13 protein-coding genes are annotated in these 23689 nt (G+C 39.7%); 4 read left to right on the plus strand and 9 right to left on the minus strand.

Features of this window, described 5'->3' with window-relative positions; genetic code table 11:
* Nucleotides 1-283: 283 nt before the first annotated feature.
* Entirely contained in the window at nt 284-874 is a 591-nt protein-coding gene (locus tag QZ574_RS08620; RefSeq protein WP_297088852.1) for a T9SS type A sorting domain-containing protein, read from the minus strand.
* A gap of 1086 nt (nt 875-1960) precedes the next feature.
* Between QZ574_RS08620 and QZ574_RS08625 the strand changes: the two genes are divergently transcribed.
* The 3 genes from QZ574_RS08625 (at nt 1961) to QZ574_RS08635 (ending at nt 7788) form a co-directional block, all read left to right on the plus strand.
* Complete coding sequence (locus tag QZ574_RS08625) at nt 1961-2755, plus strand: LytTR family DNA-binding domain-containing protein (protein ID WP_297088854.1); 795 nt, start codon at nt 1961-1963, stop codon at nt 2753-2755.
* Complete coding sequence (locus QZ574_RS08630; protein WP_297088856.1) at nt 2755-5658, plus strand: sensor histidine kinase; 2904 nt, start codon at nt 2755-2757, stop codon at nt 5656-5658. Before QZ574_RS08625 ends, QZ574_RS08630 begins: the two co-directional genes overlap by 1 nt.
* 489 nt (nt 5659-6147) lie before the next feature.
* Nucleotides 6148-7788 carry an AMP-binding protein gene (locus QZ574_RS08635; RefSeq protein ID WP_297088858.1) on the plus strand — a complete coding sequence of 547 codons (1641 nt, stop codon included), beginning with the start codon at nt 6148-6150 and terminating at the stop codon, nt 7786-7788.
* A gap of 47 nt (nt 7789-7835) precedes the next feature.
* Here QZ574_RS08635 and QZ574_RS08640 read toward each other — a convergent pair whose 3' ends face one another.
* Nucleotides 7836-8660, minus strand: coding sequence for a mechanosensitive ion channel domain-containing protein (locus QZ574_RS08640; RefSeq protein WP_297088859.1), 825 nt, complete (start codon nt 8658-8660; stop codon nt 7836-7838).
* Between the two features lie 135 nt (nt 8661-8795).
* On the opposite strand from QZ574_RS08640, the gene QZ574_RS08645 reads away from it, so the two are divergent.
* Nucleotides 8796-9704 (plus strand): sugar phosphate isomerase/epimerase family protein, encoded by a 909-nt coding sequence (locus QZ574_RS08645; RefSeq protein ID WP_297088861.1) that lies wholly within the window; start codon nt 8796-8798, stop codon nt 9702-9704.
* Between the two features lie 241 nt (nt 9705-9945).
* Here the strand turns inward: QZ574_RS08645 and QZ574_RS08650 are convergent, their stop codons facing one another.
* The 7 genes from QZ574_RS08650 to QZ574_RS08680 form a co-directional block, all read right to left on the minus strand.
* Entirely contained in the window at nt 9946-10812 is an 867-nt protein-coding gene (locus tag QZ574_RS08650; RefSeq protein ID WP_297088863.1) for a hypothetical protein, read from the minus strand.
* Nucleotides 10813-10877: 65 nt separating this feature from the next.
* Nucleotides 10878-12137, minus strand: a complete 1260-nt coding sequence (locus QZ574_RS08655) for a peptidase U32 family protein (protein WP_297088865.1) — start codon at nt 12135-12137, stop codon at nt 10878-10880.
* 84 nt (nt 12138-12221) lie between these two features.
* Nucleotides 12222-12896, minus strand: coding sequence for a hypothetical protein (locus QZ574_RS08660; RefSeq protein WP_297088867.1), 675 nt, complete (start codon nt 12894-12896; stop codon nt 12222-12224).
* Between the two features lie 53 nt (nt 12897-12949).
* On the minus strand, nt 12950-17674 hold the full coding sequence (locus QZ574_RS08665; protein ID WP_297088869.1) for an efflux RND transporter permease subunit: 4725 nt from the start codon (nt 17672-17674) through the stop codon (nt 12950-12952).
* A gap of 144 nt (nt 17675-17818) precedes the next feature.
* Nucleotides 17819-20935, minus strand: coding sequence for an efflux RND transporter permease subunit (locus QZ574_RS08670; RefSeq protein ID WP_297088871.1), 3117 nt, complete (start codon nt 20933-20935; stop codon nt 17819-17821).
* 71 nt (nt 20936-21006) lie between these two features.
* Complete coding sequence (locus QZ574_RS08675) at nt 21007-22065, minus strand: efflux RND transporter periplasmic adaptor subunit (RefSeq protein WP_297088873.1); 1059 nt, start codon at nt 22063-22065, stop codon at nt 21007-21009.
* 102 nt (nt 22066-22167) lie between these two features.
* Nucleotides 22168-23670, minus strand: coding sequence for a TolC family protein (locus QZ574_RS08680; protein WP_297088874.1), 1503 nt, complete (start codon nt 23668-23670; stop codon nt 22168-22170).
* Nucleotides 23671-23689 lie beyond the last annotated feature (19 nt).

Consider the following 23689-nt stretch of genomic DNA (forward strand, 5'->3'; position numbering starts at 1 on the left):
GATGCAGGTGCAGTTGCCATTTTTGGCCCGGGTACCAGCGTTGCAGGTGCAGGTAAAAAAATCCTTGAGATTTTGATTGAAGCCTACAAGGAAGATTAGATTATTGGAATAATAGAATATTAGAATTCTGATATAAGATACGAAGCCGGTTCCGTTTGGGACCGGCTTTTATTTTATTGCAACAGACAGACTTCCTGATTAAACGAAACATTTCACGCAAAAAAAAATGCGATCCGTTACCGAATCGCATTCCCTAAACTAAACTATCTAAAATGCCTTGTTTTTACAAGGTAAAATCATATTCAAATACATCTTCATCGTTCGAAATAACTACACTGTAGTTTCCTTTGCGCAGTTCCTTGATTGGTATCGCTCTTTGAATGGAAAAATCATTTCCTAAATCTGCTTCTGCCAGCAGTTCACGCGACGAATCGTAAACATACACTTTAACATCTTCCATCTGATAATTCAGGAAGGTAAACCTCAGCATATTTTCATCATGAATAAAATAGGGCTCGACTGATTTTCGAATGCTCTCCACATTTACAACGCCATCCTCAACCGCCAAACGCTTTCTAACTTCTTCGTTATCTATTTTAACGCGATAATAATAAACGCCTTCCTCCAAATTCGAAAAATCATAACGTTTATTGAGCTGGGCCAGTGGTGCCCTTGTTTTCATACTGTACAGGTCTCTTCCTTCAGCATCGGTAACTTCAATTTCAAAGTTACTCATTTGGGCGTTCGAGATTTTTACGACAGTTAAATCGGCATTGCTCGATTCAAAATTTACTTTCAGATTACCTGAGGCTGACGCTACATTCAACCCAACAGCTACCAAAATCAAAGTCATTAATGTTCCAATTGTTTTCATGTTTTCCAGTGTTAAATTTCAAATTGTTACTGCTTTCTTTACCACTATAAAAAACAAAAATGATTTTTGTTTAATTTTTATTTCTTTTTATCAAACACTATCACGCCTATTACTACACAGGTCAATTATAAACGAGCTTCAGGCTTTTGTTAATTTGTGTTAATTTTTACTTTCAAAAACAAACTTTCCACCTTTTATTCAAGATCAAAGGCAAATAATTCCGGTACACTGATGAATTTACCACGGGTTAAACAGGAATACGATCTAATCATCTATTATTTATAACTATTCTTTACATTAAACAATTACTCATTTTCCTTCTGAAGGTCAATTTTGGGCTTCGGAAGGTATTGTTTGAGCTTCTGAAGGTCAATTTTGGGCTTCGGAAGCTACTGTTTAAGCTTCGGAAGGTGCTCTTTGGGCTTCGGAAGCTACTGTTTAAGCTTTCGAAGTTATATTTTAAGGTTCATCAGTTAAAATTTAAAGATCGGAAGGTGTTGTTTTATCTTCTGAAGCTGTATTTTAATGTTCTTAAGCTGCAGGTTCAACCTCCGTGCCCCAGGTTTTAACTTCAGCAGGTGTAGCTTCAATTTTTAATGTCTGATCTTAAGCTCCCTAAAGTAAAATTTTAGCCTGGCAAGCAACTTATTGTATTGAATGAGCCAAGAATAAATGTTGAAATAAAATTAATGGCTGCCGGGAGATGAGCCAGGACAACTATATTATAGCATTTTTCGGTATGTAGTGTAAGAAAAAAGCGAAACCGGGAAACGGATTCGCTCTAAAACTATTAAACCAAACTTATGAAAAACTATTTAAATGCTATTTAATTGAAATCATAAACTCTGACCGCCAAAATCCAAAAAGGTTTAATCTTGCCCATTCGTTCGATGCTTAAAACTTTTTAAGTTTAAACAAAAACAATAATCTGCCATTTTTAGATACTTTTAAAATTGAAACCAAAACAAGTTAATTTACAAAACAAAAAATTACCGTTTATACACCAGAACCTACCGTTTATACAACAGGACCTACCGTTTAAACATTTACTCCTGTTTTTTTCCTATATGTTTTATCTTTGTTACGATGACTACATACAACGCCATAATTATAGACGACGAAGCAAATGTGCAGGAAGCCCTGAAAATTTTGCTTCAGCGTAATTGCCCGGAAGTTAACCTTTGTGGAGTAGCAAACTCTGCCGGTAAGGGACGCGAATTACTTATGAAATGGGATATTCATTTAATCTTTTTAGACATTTCCATGCCGGGCGAAAATGGTTTCGAATTTCTTGATTCCATACCCAAAGAAGATTATGCCATAATTTTCACCACTGCCTATGAAGAATATGCCCTGCGTGCCATAAAAACAAATGCAATCGATTATTTATTGAAGCCAATTGACCCGGAAGAACTTGAAGATGCGGTTGAAAAAGCGTCCTCTCATCTCGATTTGCGTCGTCAAAATAAGCAAATACAAAAAACATATGGCGAATCGCTAAACAACCTGGCACGCCAGGCCAAAGATGGTGTTGAGTATGCTCCGAAAATTACCATTCTGGAAAAGTTTGGCTTCCACATACTTGAAGTAGAAAAAATTAAATACATTGAAGCCGACGGAAACTACAGCGTAATTCACATTTCCGGATTGGACAAAATAATATCAAGCAAGCCGGTAGGTGAGTTTGAAAAGATTCTTGATCCATCCATATTTGTCCGCATTCATAAATCTACTTTACTAAATATTCATTACTTACGAGGATTTTCGAGTTTAGAAGGAAGTTTTGCTATCTTAGACGATAACACGCAACTGGCCATATCGCGTAGAAAATACAACGAATTTAAAGATGCGGTAGACAATTATTCAAAATCAATCGATTAGTGAAAAAAAGCCTTCTGATATCAATTCTTATTGTATCACTCACGCAGTTTGTTTTTGGGCAAAATCCTTTTATATCCAATTACACTATTGCCGATGGGTTACCTTCAAACCGTTGCCATTGTATTTTAAAAGATAAAAGTGGCTTTATTTGGGTTGGCACCGATGTTGGTATTGTTCGTTTTGATGGAGCAGGATTCACCCGCTTTACCGTTAAAGATGGGCTTAGCTACAATGCTACAATCCGGATGAAAGAGGATATGGAAGGTAGGATTTGGTTTTTAAATAATGACGGATCGGTGAATTACTTTTTTAAGAATCAAATTTATAATGAAAATAATGCCCCATTTCTGGCTGAAATAAAATCAAATTTCTACTACCACGATTTTTACCAGGATAACGATTCTTCCATATATCTGTTTACCGGAAATGCCGAGGTTAGTGTTGTAAAAGGCACAAAATATATCGACTTCACTTCATCCAATCAGCCGGGAACTGTTTTGTTCTCCATCAGTAAAGCATCCAATAACAACCTGCTGTATTGGGAGCACAACAGAATTGTTGAGAAAAATTCTACTGATAATATAGCAGCCATTTACCCCTTAGACTTTACGGTTAGTAAAGCCATCGCCCAAGCTGACGGTTTCTCCTACGTTTGCGACCTAGAAGGAAATATCCATTTGTTTCGGAATGCAAAAATGGTGGTACGAAACTATATAAAAACCAACTCGAAATCAGTAAATGATATTATTGTAAAGGATAATTTTATTTGGGTTTCAACATTTGATAACGGCCTTTTTTGTTTTGAAAACGATAGCCTCATCCTTCATCAACCACTCGAGAAAATTCAAAATTTGGTTGCCGACGACCAAAACAACATCTGGACAAGTTCGAGTACTTATGGAATTTTTAAGATAAGTACTGATATTATTAAATATAAGACTTTGGGCACAGATAATTTTGACAACAAAGGAATTCGGGGGATTGCTCCATCAAACCAGGATTACCTTTGGTTAACAAATGGTGAATCAATTTATTCTTTAAAAAAAGACGAAATTGGAAACCAAAAATTAACACTTCAAGGGAAAATACTTGACAACTTGTATCACTTAAAAAATAACACCCTGTTGGCAAGTGGCACAAATACACCTTTACATTTTATTAAAAATGTTTATGTTGATAACAGTAGCAACACTTTAACTTACGGCGAGATAACGATAAGCGAACAGCATTGCTTAAAATATGTGGTGGCCCCAAATGAAAGATATGCCGGTTACTACCTAAACGACAATTTTTTTATTACTGATTTTAACAACAACGACACAACCACTACTTACAGTACTAAAAACCGGCGAATAAGAAATATGTTTTTTAATAAAGACAGCAATTTAGTAGTAAATACCAGTACTAATTTTATATTCAATCAGGGTAAAACACACATCGATCCTGTGTATGACCAACTCCTTGATGTTCGCATTGCTGCAAATGTTAGCATTAATGATGATTCAGAAGTTTTGTATATTATTGACAATGATTCGAACCGGCTTGTTATAATAACGGATAACAAGTTGTATCCTTTCTTAAACAATCTGGAAGAACAATTTGATCAAAATCTCAGGAATATAATTTACTACAAGAATACCTTATTTCTTTTTACCGTAAAAACCATCTACTTTATTTCTAACCCGCTAGCTATTACTAATGGTAAAGAGACAAAGATCAACCATTTGAATATTGAATTTAATAACATTAACGATGTGCACTGCCAGAATGATATTCTATATGTGGCCTCCGACGATGGATTAACCCTTATACCTTTTGATGCATGTGTAAATGAGGTTCCATTTCCAACCCAACCATATTTCTCGCAAGTGCTAATTGATAACAAGCCTTTTGATTTCACCAACCAAAGGGTAGTTTACAAGAATAAAGACCGCTTAAATATTGAATTCTCAAGCCTGAATTTCTCCTCTACCCCATCAAACTACGCCTATATGCTTGAAGGCGTAAATAACACCTGGGTTACCGGAACCGAAACACAGGTAGCCTACCTCAACTTAAAACCGGGCAACTATACTTTTAAGCTAAAATCGAGAAAAAACCTTGAAGCATACAGCGAAGTTATTGAACTTCCTATTCTGATTGAGCCAACCTTTTTTCAACTCTTAATAACAAAAATTTTCATTGTTTTAATTCTGCTTGGTTTGGGGTTTCTTGTAATAAGAGCTTATTATCGACGTCAGTTAATAAACCGGGAGAAAGACTACCAGTTGGTTACTCTCGAAAACCGTGCACTTCAATCCATGATGAATCCACATTTTATATTCAATTCTCTGGGGTCGATACAGAAGTTCCTTTTACAAAACAAAGCAGAGGAAGCAGGCACCTACCTGTCAAACTTTGCCCGCTTAATACGCCAAACGATGAATTCAATAAAGTCTAATTCAGTTCCGCTTGATGATGAAGTTGACCGCTTGCGTAACTATATCAAACTGGAACAATCAAGACTTGAAAATCGATTTGATTTCCACATACTTGTGGATGAACGCCTTGAAGAAGATGAGTATTCTATCCCATCGATGATTGTTCAACCCTTTGTTGAGAATGCAATTTGGCATGGTATTTCGCAACTTACTGAAGGGGGCAACATTACGGTTCGATTTAATTATATTAATGAAGAAAGCGTGGAAGTTATAGTTGAAGACAATGGTATTGGATTTGAAAGGTCAAAAGCTTTTTCCAAATCAAAGGATCACCTGAATCTGGCTTCGAGTCTCACCAACAAACGAATTCAATTAATTGGCGAAAAATATCGGGTTAAAACACAACTCAATTATGAAGAACTATTCCCCGGAAAGACAAATCCAGGTGCCAAAATTACACTTTTGCTTCCAATTGTTGAATAAACAATTTTACCGTTTATACACCAGAACCTACCGCTTATACATTAGAACCTACCGTTTATACATTAGCCAAAATTTTTTCATTTATAATTCCTAATATTGAACTGTAATTAAAAAACGGTTCTTTTCATACTGTCCATATAAAAACAAGAAGAAATTACCTCCCCACATTTCAATCCTTGTTATTGCGTAAAAAAGTTAAACTACCGCGGTTTTAACTATTGACAAACACAAACTGTCCTTTACTGTCCCTGAAAGCAATACTAATAGTTAAATCAAAAGAAAAGCAAAACAAGGAACTATAAGCCAACCTCTCCTACAGAGGTTGGCTTTTTTATTGCAAACACGCGGTTGATGGTCTGGCAATTAACAAGCTGAATCATCTTTCCTGTTTTCTTACCAATCTTCAGTGCGCTCAAAATTTTAGGCTGGCTGCTTAATATCCCGGCAAATATGGTATTTTTAACCTACTAACATTAAAAAGGGGGTATTATGCGTAATCAAACTTTAGCAAGCCTTTATACCGAAGCCTTTACTCAGCACTGGGATGAAATGGCTTTTTCAGATTTCGAAGGCGGCAACTTCAACTACAAAGACATTGCAAAAACTATAAAGTCTTTACATTTATTTTACCAGCTTGCCGGGTTAAAACGGGGAGATAAAATAGCTGTTTTAGGCCGTAACTCATCAAACTGGGCAGCTTCATTTTTATCGGCGATATCTGCAGGCCTGGTAATTGTTCCCATCCTTCCCGATTTTAATAAAAACGACACAAATCATATTATCAATCATTCCGAATCTAAAATTGTAATAGGGGCAGCCGGTCTTTTGGATAAAATTGATTTGGCATTCTCTGAAAAACTGGAAGCAATTATACAGCTTGAGGATTTTAGTTTTTTTAGTGGAAAAGACGCGAATCTTGAGTATAAATTGAACGACGGATTTCAATATTACAAAGAAAACACCCTCAGTAAAGATGCATTCGCTTTTGAAGAATGGGCACCAGAAGAAATGTGTATAATCTCATACACATCAGGAACCTCAGGTTTTACAAAAGGAGTAATGATTCCGGAACGAAGTTTATTGTCGAATATTATTTACGCCCGCGAACATATGCCTTTAAGCGCTGGAAATAAAATTGTTTCGTTTTTACCCATGGCACATGTTTATGGTTTGTTGTTCGAGTTTCTATTTCCTGTGAGCCTTGGCTGCCACATTACCTTTTTAAGTAAAATGCCATCACCTGCAGTAATTACAAAGGCTTTTGGAGAGATTAAACCGCATTTAATCCTGTCAGTACCTTTAGTGATTGAAAAGATTTACAAGAAAAGAATACTACCGGCTATTGAAAAACCAAGCGTAAAATTATTGCTAAAAATACCGCTGCTTTCAGCTGTAATTCTAAAAAAAATTCGTGCAAAAATGATTGATACATTTGGCGGACGCTTTTTTGAAATTGTAATTGGTGGAGCACCACTAAGTGCCGATGTTGAGAAATTCTTTAAACGCATTAATTTCCCCTTTACAATTGGTTATGGCATGACAGAATGTGGGCCACTGATAAGTTACGAAGCCTGGAATAAAACGATGACCTCATCTGCCGGCCGTTTGGTTGATCGAATGGAAGTCCGGATAGATTCGGAAGATCCTTATAATGTAGTTGGCGAAATTCAGGTTAAGGGCGAGAATGTTATGCTTGGGTATTATAAAAATGAGAAAGAAACAAAGGCAGCATTTACCGAAGATGGATGGTTAAAAACAGGCGACCTGGGCGTAACAGATAAAAATGATTTTATTTACATTCGGGGCCGATCAAAAAATATGCTGCTGGGACCATCGGGGCAAAATATTTACCCGGAAGAAATTGAAGCAAAATTGTGCAACCAAAACTACATTGCCGAATGTGTTGTTGTTGACCGCGAACACAAATTAGTTGCCTTGGTTTATCCTGATTACGAGGCTATGAAGACCAATAATGTAGACACGAAGGAAATCGATAAAATAATGGAAGAAAACAGGAAAAAGGCCAATGCAGAATTACCACGCTATGAAAATGTCAGCCGGATTGAGCTGGTTTCTGAAGAGTTTGAGAAAACACCAAAACGAAATATTAAACGCTACAAATACATATAAAAAAAACTCCGGTTTAAACACCGGAGTTTTTTATTGCAGCACATCTATTATTTTTCGAGCTTGTTTAAATGCACATCCATTTGTGGGAATGGAATGGTTATGCCAGCCTCATCAAGGGCTATTTTACCAGCCTCATAAACCTCAAAATATACTTTCCAGTAGTCTGTTGGTTTCGTATAAGGCCGCACAGCCAAATCAATTGAACTATCTCCCAGGCCTTTTACACCAACAAACGGAGCTGGGTCTTTTAACACACTCGGATGATTCTCAATAATCTTCATCAGCACATTCTTCGCCTTTTTTATATCCGAGTCATAGGAAATACCAAAATCCATATCAACTCGTATAACTCCTTCAGTAGTATAATTTACAATATCGTTGCTCGATACAGCTGCATTAGGCAATATCACCGTTTTGTTCTCGGGTGTTAAAAGTATGGTCACAAAAATATGTATCTCTTTTACTGTTCCCAGATGCCCTTGCGAAACAATAAGGTCGCCAACCTTAAATGGTTTAAAAATTAAAATCATCACGCCACCGGCAAAATTAGAAAGCGTTCCCTGCAAAGCCATACCAACCGCCAAACCGGCAGCACCAAGTACGGCAATAAACGAGGTAGTTTCTATACCTACCATTTTTGCAATACTAATGAGTAACATCACCTTTAAAAGGATGTTTATAAGGCTGCGTAAAAATCCGCGCACCGAAACATTGATGTCGCGTTTTTCCATCACCTTAGCTGTTCTGCGGGTAATAATCTTAATTACCCACAAGCCCAAAATCAATACAATAATGGCAGCAATTACCTTTAATCCATAAGTAATCAGCAAATCATAAGCCATTTCCAAATATTCATTAACCTGTTCATTCATAATATTAAAAGTTTAAATAATATCCAAGGTACTTAAATAATTCACTTTTATCAAGAAGATGTAGAACACATGTTTGTTTTATAGCAAGCAGGAAATTATTAGTACATTTGCTCTTATCCAACTAAATTAAAAAACATGAATACAAATCGCAGAAATTTTTTACGAACAACAACTGCAGCGGCAACAGGAGCCATGCTATTATCGCCAGCTTTGGCCATGGGAGGAAACAAGTCGCGCTACAAAATTTCGCTGGCCGAATGGTCGTTCCACAAAGCCATTTTTGGTGGAGAAATGACTAATCTTGATTTTCCGCGAGTAACCAGGGAACTAGGAATTGAAGGAGTTGAATATGTGAACCAGTTTTTTAAAGACAAAGCCAAAGATGAAAAATACCTCTCGGAGCTAAAAAAGATTACCAAAGAAGAAGGGGTGGAGAACGTACTTATAATGTGCGATGGAGAAGGTATGGTAGGCCATCCGGATAAGAAAGAAAGAGAAAAAACCGTTGATAACCACAAAAAATGGGTGGATGCGGCAGCGTTTCTGGGGTGCCATTCAATACGCGTAAATGCCGGAAGCCGTGGCAAATATGAAGAGCAACAGAAACTGGCAGCCGATGGTTTGCGAATGCTTTGCGAGTATGGTGATAAAAACAAAATAAATGTAATAGTTGAAAATCACGGAGGCTTATCAAGCAATGGTGAATGGCTTTCCGGGGTAATGCAGCTGGTTAATCATAAACGGGTTGGAACACTACCCGACTTCGGCAATTTTATCACAAATTACGAAACCGGCGAGCAGTTTGACCGCTACAAAGGCGTGGAGCTATTAATGCCATATGCCAAAGGAGTTAGTGCAAAATCAAATGTTTTTAATGCCAATGGTGATGAAGCAAATATGGATTACTATAAGCTAATGAAAATCGTACATAATTCGGGGTACAAAGGCTTTGTTGGCATTGAGTTTGAAGGCAATGAAATATCGGAACGAGAAGGAGTTATAGCCACAAAAGCGCTGCTCGAAAAAGTTTTTATGACCCTGTAATAATGCCGGAGTTAAAACTTGTACCCTCTGAATATGGTTATGGTGGCGGTTAAAATTTGTTAATACAATACTATTTTGAAACAATAAGGATAAGTAACCGTAACCTTTAAACGACTTTGTATTTAATAAGGGACTTATAGGGGTTGATTGATACATTGGATACAAAGTTAAAAAGGTAATTAGTTGTTTGTCTTTCAAGAAGAAAGCGATGGTTGTTCCATCGCTTTCTTGTTTTATGCCACTAATTCTTTTTTCGGTAAAAAGGTAAATTCGGGTCTGTTCTTCCTCCTCCACTTTTACCTCTGCCATCTTCAAACTCAATAAGGTAAACCAACCCGGCACTAATTTGTGCTGTTAACGATAAGCGTCTGTTATATTTCAGCAAATCAATATCTTCTTCTCTCGAATAGGTAAAATTTGGAACCCCGTCAATTATACCAGAGTTTAACACGGTGCAGGTTCCATCCACCTGAAAAGTCATTCGGTTGTTAATTTTATAATCGAAACCAATTCCTCCCCCAATATGAAATGCAGGCCAACTGTCTTGCTCGCTGTTTTTTGTACCTCGCGAATACAAAATATCCCATTCAAGCTCAGGGTCAGGCAGCTCCCGATAGGTTAAATCGGTTGTTACAAAAGCTACAACGCCTGTAAGTTTTACAAAAGGCGTAAACTGTTTTTCGGGAATAAAAAAGTATTTATAATTTACAGCCAGGTTAAACAAGCGGGTGTTGTAGGCAACCGGAGAGATGATAAATTCATCTTGATAATGCTGAAAATACGGCGTAAGAAAATAGTTGTACACCGGAGGATTATCGTTATAACCCTTAAAATGAGAATAATCGAGTTCAACCCCGAAATAGGTTTTTTCTGTGACCTGAAATAAAACCTCGCCCTCAAAACCTACAGAAAGTTCGGGTGTAAATTTATCGCTGCTGGTGGCGGGAGATTGTAGCAAAGCATCGGGATGAGGAATGTCTGAAGAACCCAGTTCAGAAATAAAGAGACCCGAGTTGGCAGCAACACGAAAACCAATTAACTGCCCGCTAACGCCTAAGCTGACAGTAAAAACCAGTACTACCAACAATATCACTCTTCTTACATCCATCTATTTGACTTTCAGCCTTTAAGTTAAGCTGTTTTTATCAAAAAAAGAAACAAAGCGCTGCAAAACTATTTTCTTTCTTTAACTTCTGAAGCATCTACTACCTTAAAAAGCTTGTCTGCACGCCGCGTTACATTACTGATAGGTACTGATATTCGTTGCCCTTTCAATCCTTCATCAACAGGCTTCAAATCAAAACGGATTTCATTAACATTTGTTTGAAATACACCCGTTGTAGGACCGGTAATTATTATTTCGTCGCCAACTTTTAAGTTACTGGTTTCGAGTTTAAATTCGGCAATTCCAATTTTTTTGAAATAATTGGTGCATTTACCAATATATAACTTTCTTTTTGTTGCCCGCGAACCATAATTTTTACTCCACTCGCCAAGACGTTGCCCCAGGTAGTAGCCATCCCAAAAACCACGGTTAAAAACACTCGACAAGCGTTCATTCCAGTCTTCAATTTTTTCGTTGCTAAAGGTTTCGTCGAAGTAAGCATCAACCGCCTCGCGGTAGCACTGCGCCACTGTTTTTACATATTCGGGAGAACGTGCACGTCCTTCAATTTTTAAAACCGAAACACCTGCATCAAGTATTTTATTCAGGAAATGAATGGTTTTCAAATCCTTTGGCGACATAATGTATTCGTTATCAATTTCCAGTTCGGCACCGGTTTCTTTATCGGTTACGGTATAGGCTCTTCGGCAGGTTTGTAAACAGGCGCCACGGTTGGCCGATGAGTTCATTTCGTGCAAACTAAGGTAACATTTACCGCTGGTTGCCATACACAAAGCACCATGAACAAACATTTCAATTTTCATCAGTTCACCGTTTGGCCCGGTAATATTTTGCTTTTTAATCTGGTCGCTGATTTCCCAAACGCGGCCAAGGTTCATTTCGCGCGCCAGCACCACCACATCGGCAAAATTTGAATAGAATTTTACAGCCTCGATATTGGTAATGTTTACCTGCGTTGAAATATGAACTTCAAGGTTAACCGAACGGGCATACTGAATGACCGAGACATCGGCAGCGATAACTGCAGAAACGCCAGCTTCTTTTGCCGCATTAATAACTTCGTGCATTTTATCCAGTTCGCCATCAAAAATTTCCACGTTCATGGTAAGGTAAGTTTTTACCTTATTCTCTGTAGCAATTTTTACAATTTTACGAAGGTCGTCGAGATTAAAGTTATTGGACGAGCGCGAACGCATATTCAGGTTTTCAACACCAAAATAAACCGACCCTGCTCCTCCCTGAATGGCCGCCATTAACGATTCGTACGACCCAACCGGCGCCATTATTTCTACATCTCTTCTTTCCATTGCCTATGCGTAAAGTTTTAAAAATTGCGGTGCAAAGTTAAGAGTTTTTGGCAATTACAGCGGTGCCATCATTATGGGGTGCGTTTACACAAACTTTTCGCGTTTCTGCAAGTTAAAAAGGCCGTACAACACAAAAACCAATGTACCTATTGCCATAAAAATGCGGTTCTTACGAATGATTCCTGCCCAAATTACTTCATTCAGGTTATTAGGAATATCAAAAGGATTTAGAAAAATATCCCATTGTGTACCTTCCATTAAATCTTCGCGCAGAATAAGCAAGGCAACGCCAATAAGCACCATAGCTACTGCTGTTCCGTTACCGTTTTTTATAATGGTAGAAAACATGAAAGCCATCGACCCCAAGAAAATTATTGGATAGATTAACTGGTACGCCATCTCGAACAGGTTTACCTTGTAGAGCAGCACCGAGGCCAATACGGCAAAAAGCAGGATAATAAAAAACACAAGGGTATAAATCATAAGCAATCGTACCAACCACACTTTGTACCTGTAATTGGGTATTCCAAACAAAATTTCAAGCATGCGCGAATCATCGTCGTTTTGTATGCCAAATACCGATGGGTAAAAAATTAGCAGTATTCCCGGAAAAATTAAAAGGTTGTATACAACATCTTCCGACATGGCTTCTCCGTTTAACACCACCTGCACAGCAAAAAACAGGAAAAAAGCAAGTGCCGCAATTAAAAACCAGATAAACCGGTTGGCAAATATGATTCTTAAATTGTACCGTATCATTTTTATCAAAATGAACAGCTTGTTTTTTATATTGAAATTTAGTTTCATGTTAATTAAGCAAAGTCTTTTAATAAGCACAAATAAGCATCCTCGAGGTGTGGCGACACACAAAGCGCATCGGGGGCCGGTTTTTCTTTTGCTAAACAGCGTACTTTTATACTATCGCCATCGCGCATATGATGAACAATCATCTGTTTGTTTGCCATCGCATCGAATTCTTTGGCAGGTACCGAAAACTGCCAAACAAAACCATTGCCCATTGTTACCATTTCGTTTGGTGTACCAAAGTATTTTAGGTTACCCCTGTTAATTACCGCTACCTGGTTACACGAGCTCGAAATATCTTCAATAATATGTGTTGAGAAAATTACAATCCGTTCGCGGCTCAGCTCAACCAACAAGTTTCTGAAACGAATACGCTCGCGCGGATCAAGCCCAGCCGTGGGTTCGTCCACCACCAGAATTCGCGGAAGATTTAATAATATCTGGGCAATACCGATGCGTTGTTTCATCCCTCCTGAAAAAGCTCCGATTTTATCGTTCCTGCGTTCCCACATGTGCACATTTTTCAGTACATATTCAAGACGCTCCTCTCTTACTTTCGTGTCTTTTATACCTTTAAGTATAGCCTGGTAATCAAGAAATTCCCATGCCGACATATTTTCGTAGGTTCCAAAAGCCTGTGGCAAATAGCCAATAAGTCCCTGCAACTCTTCGCGGTATTTCTGTGTATCCAATCCGTTAATCCAAATCTTTCCGTAACTCTGTTCGAGCACACCGGTAATAATCCGCATCATGGTAGATTTACCGGCACCATTGGGCCCCAGTAAACCAAACATTCCGGTTTTTATTTCAAGCGAAACACCGTTAAGTGCCCTGAATGGTTTTTTGCGTTTGCCGATTACCGGAATTTGCCGAACCATATTAAAATATCCACGCCGTAATGCTCCTAAGCGCCCCTGAATTCGTGCAATGTTTACATCCTTTTTATGAATATATTCGGCCGTTGCATAAAAAACCAACAACAAATACCAGATGATAGCAATAAAAATTACCATTCCCAGGTTACCCCACTCGGTGTAAAAAATGTATAAAAACACCAAGGGAACCACCCAAAACAGCACGTTATAAATCCACCTGTTCAATTTCAGATAAATGGTTTTACCGGAACTTTGGTTTTTATTAATTAGAACCTGGTTTAGCGGAATGCGGAGTAAAAAAACGAAAAAGAATACCAAGTGCGACAGCACCCACATCCAGAAATGATTTTCGAGGTAGATGAACGTAAAATACACCACAAAAACAAACAAGGGCAGCTGCCATACCAGGTCGGAAAAGTCGCGCCACTTTGTATAATCTTTAGTTAAGCCGGCACGCTCACGTATTTTTATTCCCGATTTCCATTCGCGCACAAAACGCGAGTCGCGGTCGTATACTTTTACCAGCTTCCGTATTTTTATGCGGATGGGTTCGTTTTCGTCAATCACTTTTTCGTTGGCCTGGCGTAAACTGGTCATTGTAAAGGCCACAACACCTGGCACAAGAATGATAAGCAAAACAAAATCGAGCAATTGCCACACAAAGCTATCTACCTTAAGGTAAATAAAAAGGGCTCCCAGCACAAACACCGTTAGCATGCCTATTTTTATGCCAATGTGTAACGATTTTATCCAATCGAGCGCATTCTCTAAACCGGCATATAATGTTGGAATAAAAATTAAAGTTAGCAAGGTACTTAGCGCCAGGCCTCCAACCACGGTAATGGCAAAGGGGGCACCAATGGCACCAACATATTCGGCCTGCCCCATTGCCAGCGGGAACAAGGCAACAATAGTTGTTATGGCGGTAATTAAAATGGGTCGCACACGCGAGAGTCCGGCGGTCATTAATGCTCTTGATTTTCGGAAGCCCCGTTTTCGGAGAATATTGGTAAAATCGATGAGAATAATACCGTTGTTAACCACTACGCCAATAAGGATAATAAAACCCATTATGGTATTGGCATTAAACAGGCTGTTTCCGGTGAAAATAAGCGCCAGAAACGACCCAACAGCAGCCAGTGGAATTGAAAAGATAAGAACAAATGGTGTTGAAACCGATTCGAAAACCGAGGCCAAAATCATTAAAATAAGAATAAAAGCAGCTGCAATCAGAAACTTAAATTCGGCATACTGGTCTTCCTCGTGAATTACTTCAACGGCAACCCCTGATGGCAGTTTGTACGACCCGATAATATCATCAATTTCAAGCCGGTAAGCTTCAAGCAATTCTTTCGAGTCGCTGGCTTCATCAACAAAACTGTAAGTAAGTTCAATTTGTTTCTCCTGGTTTACACGCGTTATGCTTGCCATTCCCTCGGCATACACCATATCGGCCAGCTCGTCCATATCGTAGGTGGCGCCCTGTCCGTTACTAACCTGCAAACGGCGCAAGTCTTCAATACCTTTGTCGTTCTCTTCTTCTTCAACCCCTTCTGGTAATTGTTCTTTTATAACAATTTCATACTCTTCTGTTCCTTGTTTAAAGTTCACTCCTGAAGTAAATTCGCGGGTAAAGGTACCAAGCTCCGATACAATATTTTGCAAATTTATTCCATACTCGGTAAGCAACATCTGGTTAAAGTAAAGATGCACTTCGGGGCGGTTGTTCGACACATTTACACTTGCGCGTCTGATTGTTTCCAGGTCCTCAATGTAGTACAAAAGATCTTCGGCAACATCTTTCATCACGCCAAAATTTTCGCCTTTTATAACAATTCGCTCCTGGTTTGAACCAATTCCCATAAATTGCTGGAACCCTTGTGTACCTGAGCGTCCGCCACCGCCGCCACCGCCACGAAAGCTGGAACTTGAGGTTGGAGCTTCAAGGCTTACCTCGCCTTGCGATATATCGTCAATCCGGTCTTCAACATCTTTTTTAATTTCAGCGATGGTACGCTTGTCAATATCTTTATAATCCTCACGAAGAATAAATGTAAGGATGGCTTCCTCGGCCTCAATATTTGCGGTTAAATCCTGCTTTTCGGCAATATCTTCAAGCCGGCTTTCCACATCGGCAACTACCTTGTCGGTAGCATCAAGTGTGGCACCGGTTGGCATGGTTACGTATATCGAGAATTGTTCTTCTTCAACTTCCTGCAGGTTGGTAACACTAATGGCCAGTACAATAAATACGGTTAAAAAGAAAAAAACCAGTGCACCGATAATAGTACGGGCGGGCACACGCATACTGGCTTTTAACAGTAAAATATAGATTTGAATGATGCGGTTGTTGGTAGTCACCTTTTCGTAAAAGATGTTGTGCTGCTTTTTTTTGCGTAACAGCAAATGAGCTGCCATTGGAATAAGCAACAGGGCTACAAACAAGGACACCAGCAAGGTGGAAATAATTGACACGCCCACATGATTTCCTAAAAGCTTAACCATATAATCGGTTGAAAAAACAAAGGGCAGAAAAACAGTAACAGTGGTAAGCGTTGCAGCAACAATTGAACGCCAAACCTCTTTGGTTCCCTGCGTTACGGCAACATCAGGCGCCATTTTATTACCCGAAAGCCGGTATATATTTTCGAGCACAACAATACTGTTATCCAACAACATACCAATGGCCAGCACCAGTCCAACCAGTGTTAAACTGTTTAAGGAGATATTGAAGGCATAAAACAGATTAAATGCAGTAAAAACAGAAATAGGAATAGCCAGTGCGATAAACGAAACAATGCGCAGATTTTTAAGAAACATCCAAAGTACAAAAATAGCCAGCAAACCTCCTACCAGGGCCAGGTCAATTATCTGATCGATATTCTTTTCCATGGTTTCGGCGAGGTTGGTTTGTACCACAATCTGCACATCTTTTGCAGCCAGTTTTTTATTAAGAGCCAATATTTCGTCCTGCACTTTGTGCGACAAATCAATAAGATTAGCCTGCGAATCACTAACCAGCATCATCGAAACGGCATCAAGGCCGTTAACCCGGCTTAGCGATGTTTCTTCCTTTACGCCATAAAAAACACTGGCCACATCTTTCAGGTAAATCGGCCCTTCGGCAACCACAATATTTTCGATATCAGAAACTTTATCGTACTCGGCTGTAACATGAACAAAATACTGCTTTTGGGCATCGTGTAAATACCCCGTAAAGGTGCGGTTGCTTGAATTAGCGGATATGGCACTTTGTATTTGTGCCGGAGTAATGCCATAAGCTTCGCATGCTGCTGCATTGTAGGTAACTTCTATCGACCGTTCTTTTCCACCAAAAACATTTACCGATGCAACACCGTCAATGTTTTCCATTTCGGCTGTAATTTCCTGGTCAACGATATTACGCACACGGTCTACTCCGCCGCTTCCCCTAATCTGCAGCTCCATAAACTGATTGGTAAGCTGGTCGAGATCAACACGATTAACAGTAACAATAAAGTTATCATCAAGATCGGCAGTAACCAGATCCACCTTTTCCTGCAGTTTTAAAAAGGTGTATTTAAAGTTTACATTCTGTTTAAAATTAACCTGTATGGAGGCCGAGCGATTATTAATGAAAGATTGCATTTCTTCAATGCCTTCCATGGTTCCGATGGCTCCTTCAATGGGAATAACCGCCTGGTTTTCCATATAGCTTGGATCGACCTCGATACGCGACTGCACCTGAACAAAAAGCATGGGCAGTTCGGCATTGGGCATCAGTTCTACCGGCAGCTGCTTGTACGAGATGTAACCCAGCATGGTTAATCCCAAAAACAGCATACTGATAAATATTTTTCTATTGATGATGAATTTCATGTGCCTTAAATCTCAAGTTTTCAAATGAATCGCATGAAAGTAGCACTCCTGTGGGGTACTATTTGCGTGAAGTTTTTCCATACGGCTTTCATCTGCTTAAAATTGTTTATTTATTAGGTAGAAGAAGGAACTTCCATTTATCTGTTAATTCGCTGTTTCTACAGTCTTGTTCTCTTTCACAAAAAATACCCTTACCCGGTCTAACACATCATAAACACAAGGTATTACAATTAATGTAAGCAAGGTTGAGGTGATTAGTCCTCCAACTACGGCCAGTGCCATTGGCGAGCGCAACGATGCACTCTCGCCAAAGCCAAATGTAAGGGGCAATAAGGCTAAAATGGTGGTTAAACTGGTCATTATAATTGGGCGAATACGTTGTTGTCCGGCCTGTAAAATGGCTTGTTTCCGATCTACTCCTTCGCGAATGAGCTGGTTAATCCGATCTACCAAAATTATGGAGTCGTTAACGGCAATACCCACCAGCATAATTACACCAATAATGGCCATAATATTAAATGTTTTCCCAAGTGCAAAAAAGATGAGAATACTGCCCACCACTGCCAACGGAATGGTTAATAAAATGGTAAATGGATGAATAAGCGACTCAAACTGCGAAGCCAGCACCATGTACACCAGCACAATTGAAAGCAGCAAGGCAAAGGTTAGATTGGTTAACGATTCCTGGCGTTTCTCTTCTTCGCCGGTAACCAAAATACGGTAATCAGGCAATAATTCAATGCCAGCCGTTTGCTGCCTAATATTAGTAGCAACATGGTCAAGCGGGATACCATCTTCAAGCTGCGCTGTTACTTTTCCAATGCGGTTCTGGTTTCTTCTGAAAATTTCTTTTGGCGACACACCATAGGTTATATCTGCAATTTCGCTTAACCTGAATACCTGGTCCGAAGAAGTGATAATCAACTGATTGATTTCATCAATTCCCTTCTCAGGTACTTTTATGGTGATGTCCTGCATTTCTCCGCTTCGCTCGAGCTCGCCGGCATTTTTACCTTCCAGCTGGTCTTGAATCTGAGAAATTACATCGCTGATGTTAATGTTGTACATTCCGGCACGCATGCGGTCTACCCTTATTTCAACTTCCGGCGCACCATCTTCAATTGATGTCTGTACATTAAAAAGACCATCAACTGACAACATCTTTTCTTTAACCAGGTTTATTACCCGTTCAATTTCGTCTAACTCTTCTCCCCGCACCTCAACTACAACAGGCGCTTCATCGGTTCCCAAAATAGATTGCAACGCACTTTCTTCTTGCGAGAAAGTTACCTCCATGCCTTCAATATCAGCTGTTAACTTATCCATTGTTTTTACAATGCTCTCGGTAGAGATGGTAGCTCCTTCTTTCAAAATTACTTTAATTTCGGCTGTGTTTTCTCCTTCAAAAACGGCATTCTCGTCGCCCGAAATACTGCTAGACGGCCCGGCCTGCGAGTAAATTTTATCCAGGTTGTCGCCCAGGTAATCCATTAAAATATTTTCAAGATTACGAACAGTTGATTCGGTTCGCCGCAATTTTGTTCCTTCCTGTAACTTCAAATTCACAGTAAGTTCGCGGGTTTGGGTTTTTGGCATAAACTCGGTACCAATTTGCTGCACCAGCAAAACAGATGCACCAATAGTCACCGTAGCTACTAATATAACCACCCATTTAACAGCCAATACTTTTGAAAGAAACCGGCCATAGCCTCCAACTTTTACCGATTTTGACTTTAATGGTGCTTTTCGGTTTCGGTAAAACCTATGGTACATCATTGGAATTAAAAAGATGGCGACAATTAGCGATGAAAGCAGCGAGAATGCTACGGTCCAGGCCTGGTCTTTAAATAACTCGCCCGATGCACCATGCAAATACACAATGGGTAAAAACACAATAATGGTTGTAATGGTTGAGGCTGTAATTGCACCGCCAACCTGGGCCGTTCCGTTTATTGCAGCTTCTTTTACACTCAGTCCGTTTTCGTGGTTTCGGAAGATGTTTTCCATAACCACAATGGCATTATCAACCAACATTCCGGCGCCAAGCGCCAAACCACCAAGGGTCATTATATTAATGGTAAGGTGGTTAAAATACATCAGGTTAAATGTGGCTACAATCGAAATCGGAATGGCAACACTAACAATTAAAGTGGTTCCGAACCTTCGCAAAAACACAAATAAAACTACTACGGCCAACAGAATTCCCAACAAGGCAGTTTCCTGAACCTCGCCAATTGCACTGCTGATAAAGCGTCCCTGGTTGGTTACGCCAATTAGCTGGTAACCGGGCAAAGCTTTCTGTATGTTTACCAAAGCCTCGTTAACCTGCTCAACCGATTTTACCGTATTGTATTTGGTTTCTTTATAGATGGACAGTCCCAGACAGCGCTCGCCGTTAATGTGTACAATGTTAACCGGTTCTTTATTACCAACAGAAACGGCTGCAACATCTTTTAAATAAACCGGTGCCATTGTAACACCGGCCTGGTTGTTGGAATTTTCAGTAGATTGAACCGCTTTGTAACCCACAATAAGGTTTTCAAAATCTTCAATAGTTTGCAACATCGATACACCTTTTACAATGTATTGGGTTCCCAAATCGGTAATCTGCCCACCGGAAACGTTGCGGTTAAAGTTTTGAATACGGGTTGCCACCTCGTCCATTGTTAAGCCCTGGGCATCAAGCCGGTAAACATCTGTCTCAATAATTATTTCGCTTTCCTCCTGCCCCGATAGTTCAACATCGGCAATACCTTCCAGGCGAACAAGCTCGTTGCGAATATAATTTTCGGCAACTTTTCTCAGCTCATTCATGTCTGAAATTTCGTTGTGTTTTAGGCCAATAATCATTATCGGTGTGGTATTCGGGTCGTGTTGGGTAATCTGAAGCTCATCAATATCGGAGTTTTGCGTAAGGGTGTTTAAGGCTTTTTGCAGGTCGAGAAATGCCTCGTCCATATCTTTGTTCCAGGCATATTCAACAGTAATTTGAGCCGATCCCACCCGCGACGATGAAGTTACCTGCACTACGTCAGACTGGCGAATTGCGAGAGCTTCAATATTTTCAACAAATTGTTGCTCCATTTCTTCCGGTGGCCGCTCTCCCGATGTCACTTCAATAAAAATCCGGGGCGAATTTAAATCGGGAAACAGGTCGACACCCAACTTATCGTAAGAAATGTAGCCGAGCAACAAAACGCCAAGCACAACCATTAAAACGGTAACCGGGTAATCGACTGAAAATTTTGTTAATTTCTTCATAATATCAAGTTAGAAGCACGAAGCACGAAGCAGGAAGTTTTTCTGACTTCCGGCTTCCAGCTCCCGACTTATTATAAAATCACTTTCACTTTCGAATTATCGCGTAGTGTCTCAAAACCTTTAATAATCAAACGGTCGTTGGGGCTCAGCCCTTCCAGCACCTCAATCTCATCCTGGTTGGCAATGCCGGTAGTAATGCGTCGGTCGTCGGCAGCGCTGTTTCGTCCAACAATAAATACATATTTCCCGCGCGAACCTGTCAGAATCACATCTTTCGGAATAACAATGGCGCTATCTTTTTGGGCAGTAATTATATTGGCTTTAACAAACATTCCGGGACGCAGCTTTAATTGCGGATTATCAATTTCAAGTTTGCCTGAAAAGGTGCGTGTTTCATCGCTGATTACCGGCGACAATTCAGTAACACGTCCGGCAAGTGTATCTTCAGTTAGTGTGTAATTGGTAACTACTACTTCTTGTCCTGTTTCAACTTCCGACAGGTTTTTTTCAGGCAAATTTATTTCCACGTACATTTTTCTGTAGCTCATTAAACTTACCATACTTTGCCCGGCGGTAACTTTAACTCCTTCGGTGTAGTATGGCAGTTCTACAATTACACCCGAAAAAGGTGCTACCACCTGCATTTTTGCCAACTGTATCTGAGCACTTTCATAATTATTTTGCGCATTTATCATCGAAACTTCAGAATTTCGCATTTCGAGTAAGGTAACACCGCCCTTTTCGTACAACGATTTTTGTTTCTCGTATTCCTGTTGCGAAATTTCGAGGTTTAATTTTGTTGATTCCATAGATAAACCATTCAGGTACTCGGCATTTTCGAGTTTTACAATTACCTGCCCTTTTTCAACCCGGTCGCCAAGTTGGAATTTACGCCCGGTTTTTGGATTAACCTGCAGGAAGTAATCGCCTTCAATTTCAGAGGTAAGCGCTGTTTCGTAGTGGGCTTTGGCCGTTCCGGTGGTGCTTACAAATTGCTGAATACTTTTACGTTTTATTGTTTCAACAGAAACCGGTACTGCCAACTCGGTTGATTCGGAACTGGTTTGATTATTACACGAAATAACGGTAACAACAACACTCAACAAGATAAGTAATTTTATATGTTTCATTTTGGTAAATTTTTCATCTGTTTTAAATCGTTTATAGCTTTGGTAGCTCCTGTAACCTGCATTGCTTGCTACATTTTGTTTATTGTTTGATAGCCCCCATGCTTATTCCTGGTCTTCATTGAGGTACAATTCTGAAGGAATAATTGCTTCATTTCTTTCAAAATCGTAAAGCGATTGTATTTTAAGGTTTAGTAGTTCTATTTTATAATTTATAAGTGCCTGGCTGAGTGCCACTTTCTGTTCTGACAACTGGGTTTGAAACAGGTTAAGGTCCATACCGGTAAGGTCGCCATTTTCGTAGCGCTCGAGGTTAATCTCGTAAGTCAACTGGGCATTTCGCTCGTTTTGTTTGGCCAGTTCAATTTGGTTTAGCTGGTTCTGGATATTACGGTACACTTGTCTGATATCCACAACAATTTGTTTTCGCTCCTCATCGAGGTTAAGTTGTTGCGATTCGATACTCGCTTCGGCTGCAGCTATGCGCGCTTTTCGCTCGCCCCAGTCGAAAATAGGAATATTAAAGCTAATGCCTACCGACGGGCTTTTAGTTGGGTTTTCGTAGATTTTATTTAAATCACCATTATCACCTGTTATCCCGAAACGCAGGTTCATATCTCCTCGGAACTCGTTTTGAGCCTTGGTTCTAATCAGGTCAAACTGGCTGGTTTCCACATCAATTTCGCGTTGGCGAAGTTCCATTCTCGAGCTTAATCCATTTTCAATAGCTTTCTCCAGATTAACAGGAACCGGGTTTACACTAACATCGGCCAATATCATAATATCTTCAAACAAATCCATACCGAGGTATAGTTTCAGTTGGTCTTTTGCATTTTCAAAAGTTACTTCGCTGTTTTGCAGGCCCGATTTTGCAGTTGCCAGGTTCAGTTCTGCCTGGTATTCTTCCTCGCGGGCTGCCAGTCCGGCTTCTACTTTATTTTTAATTATATCGTAACTTTTTTGAGTGTTGGCCAATTCTTCTTTTGCAATGTTTAAATTCATTTGCGCCATGTACACATTGTAAAAGAACTCAGTAACATTGCGCTCCAGGTTAAGTCGCTGCATAGCGTAACCTATTTTTGCATTTTCAAGACTCAGTTCCAGTTCCTTCAGCTCCAGCTTCAGGGTATTGTAGGTAAACAAGGGCTGGTTTAAGTTCAAATAAAGGTTGTTGAAAAAAACTTCACTTTCGGTTTCAATTGAACTGGTGGTTGAGTTGCTGCTCGACCATCCGAACTGGTTGGTTAGCGAAATGGTTCCATCGGTTATTAAAATGGGCTGCGAAACGGTGAACAGGGTGCTGGTTTCGAAGTTTTCGTTGGTATACCATTCTGAAACACGAGTATCGAACCGGCGCTGGTTGCTGTAGTTAATGGGGTCGACCTGAAGCGAAAAACGCGATTTTAATGCCGCGCGCTGGGCTTCAAGGTTTTTCTCAAATCGTTCAAGATTTAGCGACGACAACTTTAAATCGGGGCTACCCGTTTCGGCTATACTCAGTGCGCGGTCGAGGGTTAATGCTTCCTGTGCCTGAGCAGCAAAAGTAAGAAGTGCCCCAAAAACAATGGCACCGGTTATCTTTTGCAAGCGTTTAATTTTTGTTTTCATTATTTTATGTTGATTTATT

Source organism: uncultured Draconibacterium sp., from assembly GCF_913063105.1.
Classification (GTDB): domain Bacteria; phylum Bacteroidota; class Bacteroidia; order Bacteroidales; family Prolixibacteraceae; genus Draconibacterium.